The organism is Streptomyces boncukensis, assembly GCF_011045075.1.
Classification (GTDB): domain Bacteria; phylum Actinomycetota; class Actinomycetes; order Streptomycetales; family Streptomycetaceae; genus Streptomyces; species Streptomyces boncukensis.
This window is the reverse complement of the sequence record NZ_JAAKZZ010000314.1, coordinates 1-8,970: the sequence shown is the minus strand read 5'-3', so window position 1 is coordinate 8,970 and position 8,970 is coordinate 1. Positions and strand designations below refer to the sequence as shown.

The window sequence follows — 8,970 nt, the reverse complement described above, 5'->3', positions numbered from 1 at the left end:
GTTTCAGATTTGTATAAGAGACAGGTGATGGTGGACGCCTCCTCCCTGCCCTATGCGGAGAACGTCGCCACCACCGCCGAGCTGACCGCCTGGTGCCACGACCGGGGCGTCTTCGTGGAGGCGGAGCTGGGCGAGGTCGGCGGCAAGGACGGGGCGCACGCGCCGTGGGTGCGCACGGATCCGGGCGAGGCCGCGGAGTTCGTCCGCGCCACGGAGGTGGACGCGCTGGCCGTCGCGGTGGGCTCCTCGCACGCCATGCGGGAGCGCACCGCCGTGCTGGACCGGGAGCTGATCCGGCGGCTGCGGGAGGCGCTGCCCGTGCCGCTGGTGCTGCACGGCTCCTCCGGGGTGCCGGACGACGAGCTGCGGGCGGCGATAGCGGCAGGCATGACGAAGATCAACGTCTCCACCCATCTGGTCTCGGTCTTCACCCGGGAGGTGCGGCACACCCTCGACAGCGACCCGGCCCTGGTGGACTCGCGGAAGTATGTGGCCCCCGCACGCGAGGCGGTGACCCGGGAGGCGGCCCGGCTCCTGGGGGTGCTGGCCGCCCCGCGCGTGCCGTGACCGGCGAGCACCACCCCGGGCACGGGTTCCCCGACGCCGCCGGGCACGCATGCCTTGGCCACACCTGGCATGCTGGGGCCGCCACCCGAGTCCCTGCCGACGGGTCCGGGCGGAACGGCCCACCGTCGGAACCCGGAAAGGCACACGCAGTGAAGCGGCACGAACGCATGAACGCCTTGCTGGAGCTGCTCGGCGAGCGCGGCAGCCTCGACGTCGAGGAGGCGGCCACCGCCCTGGAGGTCTCCGCCGCCACCATGCGCCGCGACATGGACGCGCTGGCCCAGCAGCAGCTGCTCACCCGCACCCGGGGCGGAGCCGTGCTCAGTGCCGTGACCTACGACCTCCCCATCCGCTACAAGCACGGGCACCGCACCGAGGAGAAGGCGGCGCTGGCCGAGGCGGCCGCGGCGATGGTCGAGCCGGACAGCGTGGTGGGCCTCAGCGGCGGCACCACGACGACCGAGATCGCCCGCGCCCTGGTGAGCAGGCCCGACCTCGCCGAGCCCGGTCCGCAGCCCCGGCTGACCATCGTCACCAACGCCCTGAACATCGCCAACGAGCTGGCCGTGCGCCCGCAGATCAAGACGGTGCTGACGGGCGGTGTCGCACACTCACGCTCGTTCGAGCTGACCGGGCCGTTCAGCGAGCTGATGCTCCACCAGATCACCGTGGACATCGCCTTCATCGGAGCCAACGGCCTGGACGCGCAGACGGGCGCCTCCGTGCACGACGAGGCGGAGGCCCGGATCAACGGGCTGATGGCACAGCGCGCGGCACGGTCGGTCCTGGTGCTGGACTCCTCGAAGATCGGCACCCGGTGCTTCGCCCGGATCGGCGGGCCCGAGCTCTTCGGCACGCTGCTGACCGACAGCGGGATGACGCGGGAGGCGGGCGAGGAGTTCATCCGGCAGGGGATGCGTCTGGAGCTGGCTCCTGCTCCCGCAGATGGTCCTCCTCCCGCTCCCGGTCGATGAGCCGCGCCAGCCGGTGCGGCACATTGAAGCCGACCAGCACGATCACGACCGTGGTCAGTCCGGAGGTCAGCAGCGCCAGGGACTGCGCCAGCGTCATCCCCTCCGCGAGCCGGGCGCCGAGCACGGGCGCGACGGCGCCGCCGAGAGCGCCGGTGTTGTAGACGAACCCCAGGGAGGCGGCGCGGGTGCGGACCGGGAAGTGGCCCGCGATGTACTTGGGGAGGATGCCGGAGATCCCCTGACTCAGTGCGAGCAGCGCGAAGAGCAGCATGCCGAGCCCCACCAGGCTGTCCCGCACGGCGAAGACGGGGAAGACGAGGGCGAGGGAGGCCAGCAGGGTGAGGGCGTAGGCGCGGCGGGTGCCCAGCCAGTCGCCGACGAACCCGGCGAGCCAGCAGCCCGCCATCGTCCCGAACCCGGCGTAGTACATCACGTCCGTGACCTGGCCCGCCGAATAGCCCAGCTCGGTCTTGAGATAGGTGGGCAGCAGCGACTGGATGGGCCAGGAGTAGAGGAAGGCGCAGAACACGGTGAAGGTGAGCGCGATGTAGAGCAGCCAGCCTCGCCGCCCGCCGAGCTGGGCGGCGAAGGCGAGCAGACAGCCCGCGGCGGCGAGCGAGAGCGGCAGGGTCAGACCGCCGGCGAGCGGGGTGAAGATGCCGAAGAGGGCGGCGAAGGCGAGCACGGCGAGCGCCGTGTTCACCACGGCGCGGCGGCGGTCGGCGAACAGCGGGCCCATGGGGTTGGGCCGGTGCTCCGCGGACTCGCCGACCTCGGCCCGCCACTCCTCCGCCTCGGGCAGCGCGCGGCGCACCCACAGCGCGACGAACACGGGAAGGATCCCGATCCAGAACATCCAGCGCCAGCCCAGCTCGGGGACGACGCGCTTGTAGACCTCGGCCGCCAGCACGGTGCCCGCGGCGTAGCCGGAGATCAGGAAGCCGGAGGCGCGGTTGCGGAAGCGGCGGGGCCAGGTCTCCAGGACATAGGTGGCGCTCGCGCTGTACTCCCCGGCCATGCCCATGCCGATGGCGAGACGGGCCACGAACAGGCTGTGGTAGTTCCACGCGAAGCCGCAGGCGAAGGTGCCGAGGGAGTAGAGCAGAATGCTGGCGATCATCGCCGCCTTGCGGCCGTAGCGGTCGCCCATCGCGCCGAGGATCGCGCCGCCGAGCCAGCGGGTGATGAACGCGCCGGAGACCAGGCTGGCCGCGGCCACCGAGCTGAGCCCGAACTCATCGGCGATCTCCGTCAGCACGAGGGTGATCAGTACGAAGTCGAAGCCGTCGAGCAGATAGCCCAGCCAGGCGGCGAACATCGACTTCCACTGCCGGACCGAGATCTCGCGGTACCAGCGCGGGGCTCTCGCGCCGTCAGGGGCCGGACCGGCACCCGGGGCGTCCTCCGCGTTCCCGGCGTGCTCCCGGCTCACAGCAGGCCCGCCTCCTCCAGCAGCCGGCGGACCGTCTTGACGGCCGCCGTGTCCAGCGGGATCTGCGGGGGCGCGGTGGCCGGGGAACCGATGACGCCGAGGAGGTGCAGGGCAGCCTTGAAGGCGCCGACGGCGGACGAGTTGCGGCCCATCACCTCCGGCGGGCCGGCGTCCACGAGGGCGAAGAGGGCCGCGAGCCGGTCCTGTTCGGCTGCGGCCTCGGACCAGCGCCCGGCACGGGCCAGGGTGCACAGGCGCACATAGCCGTCCGGGTCGACGTTCCCCAGCCCCGGCACCACACCGTGGGCCCCCGCGAGCAGCGCGCCGTCGACGGCGAGTTCGGAACCGGTGAGCACGGAGAAGCGGTCCAGCAGACCACGGGTGCGCAGCTCGACGAGCAGGCGCCGCAGCGCCCCGTCGTCCCCGCTGCTGTCCTTCAGGCCGGCCAGGGTGCCGTCCCCTGCCAGCTCCAGCACCACGGCCGGGGGGAGCTTGGTGTGCACCGCGACCGGGATGTCGTAGGCGAAGAGCGGCAGCGGGACGGCGGCCCGGATACGGCGGAAGTGGTTGGCGATCTCGGCCGGGTGCGTGCGGGTGTAGAAGGGGGCGGTGGCCACCAGCGCGGAGGCTCCCGCCTGTGCGGCGGCCTCGGCGTGCGCGATCACCCGTGCGGTCGTCATGTCGAGGGCGCCCGCCAGCACGGGCACCCGCCCGTCCACCGCGGCGACGGCGGCCCGCAGCGCGGTGGCACGCCGGGCGTCGTCCAGGAACGCGGCCTCGCCGGTGGACCCGAGGACGAACACTCCCGAGACGCCCGCCGTCAGCATCCGCTCGACCAGGGCTTCCAGCCCCTCGGCGGCCACCTCCCCGCCGTCCGTCAGGGGTGTGCACAGCGGCGGCACGACTCCGGTGAGAGGCACGGCGGGCGGACGGCGAGCGAAGGCTGGCGTCATAGCGGCGAGGTCCCCGAGAGTACGGACAAAAAGGACGTAGGATGTCCGGTTTCCGAGCTCAATGTCCTCCGGCGGCGCAGGCGTGTCAATACGACGGTCCGCTGCGGGAGGAGACGTGCCCCGAAGGGGCGCGGGGACCGGTGCGGCCCGCCGGCGCACCCCGCCGCGGGCCGCAACGCACCGGCGGGCCAGCGGTGTTCCGGCGGGATCGCCGGGCCCGTCCGGAGCCGAAGCTCCCGGGACGGGTCCGGCGCGGCGCGCCGGGCGACGCCGGCGGCGGGTCCGGCGTGAACCGGTCGAGGGGGCCTCAGCCGAGGCGCGGTTCGAGCCGCGCGACCCGCCCCTGCTCGCCCGCCGCCCAGCAGCCGAAGTCCGGCGCGCAGTCCACGGTGTCGTACGAGCCCCGGTCGAACGTGCGCCAGCTCCGTCCGCCGTCGAAGGTCAGATCGGAACCGGTCGGGCCCACCGCGAGGGCCGCCGCGCGGGAGTGCGGCAGCCACACCACGCCCGAGCGGTACGCGGGCACCGGCCGGGCGCTGCGCCGCCAGTGGGCGCCCCCGTCCGCCGTGACGGCCGAGGCGTCGGGGGACGCCTCGCCGGGCCGGTAGTCGCCGCCGACGGCCAGGCCGCGCCGCCGGTCGCGGAAGGCGAGCGCGAAGACGCCGCGGGCCGGTTCGGCGGCGGGGACGGCCGTCTCGGTGGCGGTCCAGTGGCGGCCCCCGTCGGCGGAGTGGAAAACGCGGGAGGTGTCCGCGCCGCCGGTGGCCATCCACACATCGCGGCTGCCGGCGCTGGTGAGGCACTGGCCGCTCGCGGCGAAGTTGGCCTCGCCTGGCCGCGCGTCCGGCATGCCGCCGGACGGGAGGACGTGCCAGCTCGCGCCCCCGTCGCGGGTGGCCAGGATCCGGAACTTCCCGTCGACCGGGTCGCTGACGGCCAGTCCGCGACGGCGGTCGAAGAAGGTCATGCAGTTGTAGAAGGCGGCCGGATCGGTGTTGCGGAACGTCTCCTTCCAGTGCGCCCCGCCGTCCTCGGTGCGGAACACGCGCGAGGCGTCGCCCTCCCCGATCGCCAGAACCACGGCGCGCCGAGGGCCGAGGGTCTCGATGTCCCGCAGTTCGAGCCCCTCCGCACCGGGCGGGGAGACGTCGCGCCACCGGGTGCCGCCGTCGCGGGTACGCAGCACCGTCCCGCCGCTGCCGGCGACCCACGCGGTGGACCTGCTGACGGCCGACAGGCCGCGGAACCGGGACTCGCTGCCGGTGTCCTTGGCCGCCCATCCCGCCGACCGGGCCCACGGCGCCGCCCCGGCCGCTCGCGCCTGCTCGGCGCCGCCGGTCGCGCCCGTGGACCCGCCGCTGGCCGCACCGCTGGTCCCGCCAGCCTGCGCCGCGCCGCCGCTGAGCGACGTCAGCACGGCCGCACCGCACAGTCCGAGGGCCGCCAGACGCCCCGCCCGTCGCACTGATCTCGTGTTTCCCTCGCGCCTCATGGCGCTGGAACCTAGCCCACGCACGGGACCGCGTCACCAGGTCCGGCCCCTTCGGTGCCAAAATGTGTCACATGAACCAATTTCCAGCGGCAGGTGAGGGCAGCGGCGGCGCATCCGGCACGGACGTCACAGACACCACGACCCCCACGGGCACCACGACCCCTACGGACACCACGCTCCCTACGGACACCACGGGGTACACGGACAGCGCAGGCGGCACGGGCGGCGCAGGCGACGGCGCGGCGCAGGCATGGGCGGCGCTCGGCGGCGATCTCGCGCTGCTGGCCCGCGCCACCCGCACCCGCCGCACGGGCCCCGCGGCACCGCTCCCCTCCGTCCTGCCCGTACGGGAGCTGGCCACCGGGACGGTGACGGCGTGCTCGCTGGCCGCGGCGGAGTTCTCCTGCGTACGGGAGCGCAGCACCTTCCTGCCGCCGGTCCACGTCGACGACGGTGCCGTGGCCGCCGCCTTCCACAGCGAGCGGCATCTGCGCATCGACGGCCGCGCCCCGGACCTCTTCGCACCGCTGTCCCGGTTCTGGCGCACGGCCGACGGCTGGGTGCGCACCCACGCCAACTATCCGCACCACCGCGCCCGGCTGCTCGTCGAACTGGGCCTGGACGCCGCGGCCACGGAGCCCTCCGAAGCGCTGGTGGCGAAGGTGGCCGCCGCGCTGGCCGAACGCGCGGCCACCGAGGTCGAAGAGCGCGTGTACGCGGCGGGCGGGCTCGCCGTCGCGGTCCGTACGCCCGGCGCGTGGCAGGAGCACCCCCAGCACGCGGCAGTGGACAGCGCTCCCCTGGTCAGCACGGTCCGGCTGGACGGCGCCGGACCCCTCCCCCTCGACGGCCGCCCCGGCCCCGGCGGGCTCCAGGGACTGCGGGTGCTGGACCTCACACGGGTGCTCGCGGGCCCGATCGCCACCCGTACGCTCGGACTGCTGGGCGCGGACGTGCTGCGCATCGAGCCGCCGCGGTACCCCGAACTCCCCGACACCTACGCCGACACGGGCTTCGGCAAGCGGTCCACCGTGCTCGACCTGGCCAGCAGGTCCGGTCAGGCCGCCTTTGAGGAGCTGCTCGCCTCGGCGCACCTGGTCGTCACGGGATACCGCCCCGGTGCGCTGGACCGCTTCGGGCTGGCCCCCGAGTCACTGGCGGACCGCCGGCCCGGACTGGTGGTCGGACAGCTGTGCGCATGGGGGAACACCGGCCCATGGCAGCGCAGGCGCGGCTTCGACAGCCTGGTGCAGGCGGCGAGCGGTATCGCGCGCGTCGAGAGCGCGGACGGCGACACGCCGGGCGCCCTGCCCGCACAGGCGCTCGACCACGGTTCCGGCTATCTGCTCGCCGGGGCCCTGCTGCGCGCCCTCACCGAACAGCGCACCGGTACGGGCGGCTCCCGGATCGTGCGGCTGGCGCTGGCCCGTACGGCGGAGTGGCTGCTGCACGAACTGCCGCACGACCCGGACGGCACGCCCGGCGCGGACGGCACCGGCGCCCCGGGAGACGGCGCGCCGCCCTTCGACCCCGGCCCCTGGCTGTCCGAAGCGGACAGCGCACTGGGCCGTCTGCGCTATGTACGCTCGCCGGTCGGCTTCGGGGAGCACAGCCCGCGCACCTGGACCCGCACACCGGACGAACCGGGCGCGGACGCGAGCACCTGGCTGTGACCGCGGGGCCCGGCGCGCCCCGCGCCCCGCGATGCGCGCCGGGCCCGCGGTCAGATGCCGCCGCCGGGAAAACCAAGCAGCCACTCGCCGGACAGCAGCACCGCGAAGCCCACGCCGAGCACGGCCGTCGCCACCCGGGTGCGCCCCCGGCGGCTGAGCTCGATGGCCGTGCCGCAGAGGGTGAGCGCCATACCGTAGAAGCCCACGGTCAGCACGGAGGGCGTGCTGCCGAGCCGGAGGGCCAGGGCGACGGCCACGCCGAGCATGACGGTCCCGGAGAGCACGATCCGCACCCGCCGCGCCTGCCGCGGCGTCAGACCGGGGCGTATGTCACCGGCCTCGGCTGCCTCGTCGTCGTGGACCTGCGGTGCGGGGGTGGAGTTGGCGTCCGGCATGCAGGGGAGCGTAGCCGTCCGTGACCGCGGCCGGGAGCCTCAGCCCTTGTTCCCCGGCAGCACGGACAGACTCCCCCGGACGCGGCGCCACGGCACTAGCGGCCCGCCCACTCGCCCAGCGCCGCACGGCTCTCGAAGTCGCCGAGGTTGGTGTCGATCGGCGTGCTCGTGTACTGGTGGAAGCACCAGGGATACCGGATGTCGGGCTCGCCCGGACTGCCGTGGTACTGGGCGATCCAGAGCCCGTCCCCGGCGAAGGACGTGGTGTCCCGGTTCAGCCAGAAGTCGACGTTGCAGTAGAGCAGCACCTTGTGTTCGGGGCGCTGCTCCTGGACGTAGCGGATCCACTCGTCCTTGTCCGCGTTGCCGATGCCCGGGTCCTCCCAGTCGAGTACCAGCAGGTCGCCGGGCACGAGGTCGATCTTCGAGAGGAAGTAGTCGGCCTGCGTCCGCATGCTCCCGGGTCTGCCGAAGTGGTAGAAGCCGGTGACGAGACCGGCTTCGCGCGCGGTCCCGCGCTGCGCGACCCACTTGGGGTTCTCGTACGACCTCCCTTCGGTAATCTTGATGAAGACGAACTCCATGCCGTCGGTGCCGTAGTCCTCCGGCTGGTACGACGCGACGTCGATCCCCTTGATCATGCGCGGCCCTCACCTCCGCGTGCGTATGTCCTTCCAGTGCCGGTGATACCCGGAGCGGGCACCGCCGACGCTGCGCCGGCCCGCCTCTGGCGGGCCCGGCGCCCGCGAGATCGGAACTCGCGGACCGCGTGCCGCGATCTCGCGCCCCCAGGGTGTACGGGCGACGACGCGAGAGAGGAGGGCGGCCATGTCCCCGCCATCCGGACCGTCCAGGCACGCCGAGCAGGGCGAGCAAGCTGAGCACGCCGGGCAGGACGAGTGGGACGAGCAGGAGGGGTGGGACGGCGCACCGCTGCGGGTAGCGGTGATCGTCGGCAGCACCCGCCAGGGCCGGGAGGGCGACTGTGTCGCCGACTGGTTCGCGGGCCTCGCGCGGGAGAGCGAGGACCTCACCGTCGACGTCGTCGACCTCGCGGACTTCCACTTCCCGGAGCGCTATCCGACAGCGCCGACACCGCAGATGACCCGGTTCCAGGAGCGGGTCGAGTCGGCCGAGGCGTTCGTCATCGTGACGCCGGAGTACAACCGCAGCTTCCCCGCCTCCCTCAAGCAGGCGATCGACTTCGCCTATGACGAGTGGCAAGCCAAGCCGGTCGGCTTCGTCTCCTATGGATCGCGCTCCGTCGGCCGGCACGCCGTGGACCATCTGCGCACGGTCTTCACCGAGCTCCACACCGTCACGGTGCGCGACTCCGTCGGCCTCGACCTCCTCGCGCCACCCGACCGGGAGCACAGCGCGCGCTCCGCCGAGGCCATGCTCCGCCAGCTCATCTGGTGGGGGCGGGCGCTGCGCGGCGCGCGAGCGGCGCGGCCCTACTGCATCTGACCGTCCGGCCACCCACC

The 8,970-nt window shown here is 73.8% G+C and carries 9 protein-coding genes; 4 read left to right on the top strand and 5 right to left on the bottom strand.

Features of this window, described 5'->3' with window-relative positions; genetic code table 11:
• Window positions 1-567, top strand: a 567-nt coding sequence (locus G5C65_RS24890; RefSeq protein WP_206442233.1) for a class II fructose-bisphosphate aldolase, incomplete at its 5' end; no start/stop codon positions are given.
• A 167-nt stretch (window positions 568-734) separates the two neighbouring features.
• Window positions 735-1,541 carry a DeoR/GlpR family DNA-binding transcription regulator gene (locus G5C65_RS24885; RefSeq protein WP_206442232.1) on the top strand — a complete coding sequence of 269 codons (807 nt, stop codon included), beginning with the start codon at window positions 735-737 and terminating at the stop codon, window positions 1,539-1,541.
• Here G5C65_RS24885 and G5C65_RS24880 read toward each other — a convergent pair.
• The 3 genes from G5C65_RS24880 to G5C65_RS24870 form a co-directional block, all read right to left on the bottom strand.
• A complete protein-coding gene (locus tag G5C65_RS24880; RefSeq protein WP_241266028.1) occupies window positions 1,468-2,859 on the bottom strand; it encodes a sialate:H+ symport family MFS transporter in 1,392 nt (463 codons plus the stop codon). The two genes, G5C65_RS24885 and G5C65_RS24880, sit on opposite strands and share 74 nt — an antisense overlap.
• A 110-nt stretch (window positions 2,860-2,969) precedes the next feature.
• Window positions 2,970-3,926, bottom strand: coding sequence for a dihydrodipicolinate synthase family protein (locus G5C65_RS24875; RefSeq protein WP_165301156.1), 957 nt, complete (start codon window positions 3,924-3,926; stop codon window positions 2,970-2,972).
• Between the two features lie 307 nt (window positions 3,927-4,233).
• On the bottom strand, window positions 4,234-5,343 hold the full coding sequence (locus G5C65_RS24870; protein ID WP_338146637.1) for a WD40/YVTN/BNR-like repeat-containing protein: 1,110 nt from the start codon (window positions 5,341-5,343) through the stop codon (window positions 4,234-4,236).
• A 146-nt stretch (window positions 5,344-5,489) separates the two neighbouring features.
• On the opposite strand from G5C65_RS24870, the gene G5C65_RS24865 reads away from it, so the two are divergent.
• Complete coding sequence (locus G5C65_RS24865; protein WP_165301155.1) at window positions 5,490-7,091, top strand: CoA transferase; 1,602 nt, start codon at window positions 5,490-5,492, stop codon at window positions 7,089-7,091.
• A 50-nt stretch (window positions 7,092-7,141) separates the two neighbouring features.
• Here the strand turns inward: G5C65_RS24865 and G5C65_RS24860 are convergent, their stop codons facing one another.
• Together G5C65_RS24860 and G5C65_RS24855 are read right to left on the bottom strand one after the other, a co-directional pair.
• Window positions 7,142-7,486 (bottom strand): hypothetical protein, encoded by a 345-nt coding sequence (locus G5C65_RS24860; RefSeq protein WP_241266027.1) that lies wholly within the window; start codon window positions 7,484-7,486, stop codon window positions 7,142-7,144.
• 95 nt (window positions 7,487-7,581) lie between these two features.
• Window positions 7,582-8,127, bottom strand: a complete 546-nt coding sequence (locus G5C65_RS24855; RefSeq protein ID WP_165301154.1) for a glycoside hydrolase family 25 protein — start codon at window positions 8,125-8,127, stop codon at window positions 7,582-7,584.
• 187 nt (window positions 8,128-8,314) lie between these two features.
• Between G5C65_RS24855 and G5C65_RS24850 the strand changes: the two genes are divergently transcribed.
• On the top strand, window positions 8,315-8,953 hold the full coding sequence (locus G5C65_RS24850; RefSeq protein WP_165301153.1) for an NADPH-dependent FMN reductase: 639 nt from the start codon (window positions 8,315-8,317) through the stop codon (window positions 8,951-8,953).
• The last annotated feature ends 17 nt before the right edge of the window (window positions 8,954-8,970 follow it).

What these genes read in the sequence shown, in the direction of transcription:
- G5C65_RS24885 (WP_206442232.1), top strand. Translation starts at nt 735, where the DNA reads ATGAACGCCTTGCTGGAGCTGCTCGGCGAGCGCGGCAGCCTCGACGTC.
- G5C65_RS24880 (WP_241266028.1), bottom strand. Translation starts at nt 2,859, where the DNA reads ATGTTCGCCGCCTGGCTGGGCTATCTGCTCGACGGCTTCGACTTCGTA.
- G5C65_RS24875 (WP_165301156.1), bottom strand. Translation starts at nt 3,926, where the DNA reads ATGACGCCAGCCTTCGCTCGCCGTCCGCCCGCCGTGCCTCTCACCGGA.
- G5C65_RS24865 (WP_165301155.1), top strand. Translation starts at nt 5,490, where the DNA reads ATGAACCAATTTCCAGCGGCAGGTGAGGGCAGCGGCGGCGCATCCGGC.
- G5C65_RS24860 (WP_241266027.1), bottom strand. Translation starts at nt 7,486, where the DNA reads ATGCCGGACGCCAACTCCACCCCCGCACCGCAGGTCCACGACGACGAG.
- G5C65_RS24855 (WP_165301154.1), bottom strand. Translation starts at nt 8,127, where the DNA reads ATGATCAAGGGGATCGACGTCGCGTCGTACCAGCCGGAGGACTACGGC.
- G5C65_RS24850 (WP_165301153.1), top strand. Translation starts at nt 8,315, where the DNA reads ATGTCCCCGCCATCCGGACCGTCCAGGCACGCCGAGCAGGGCGAGCAA.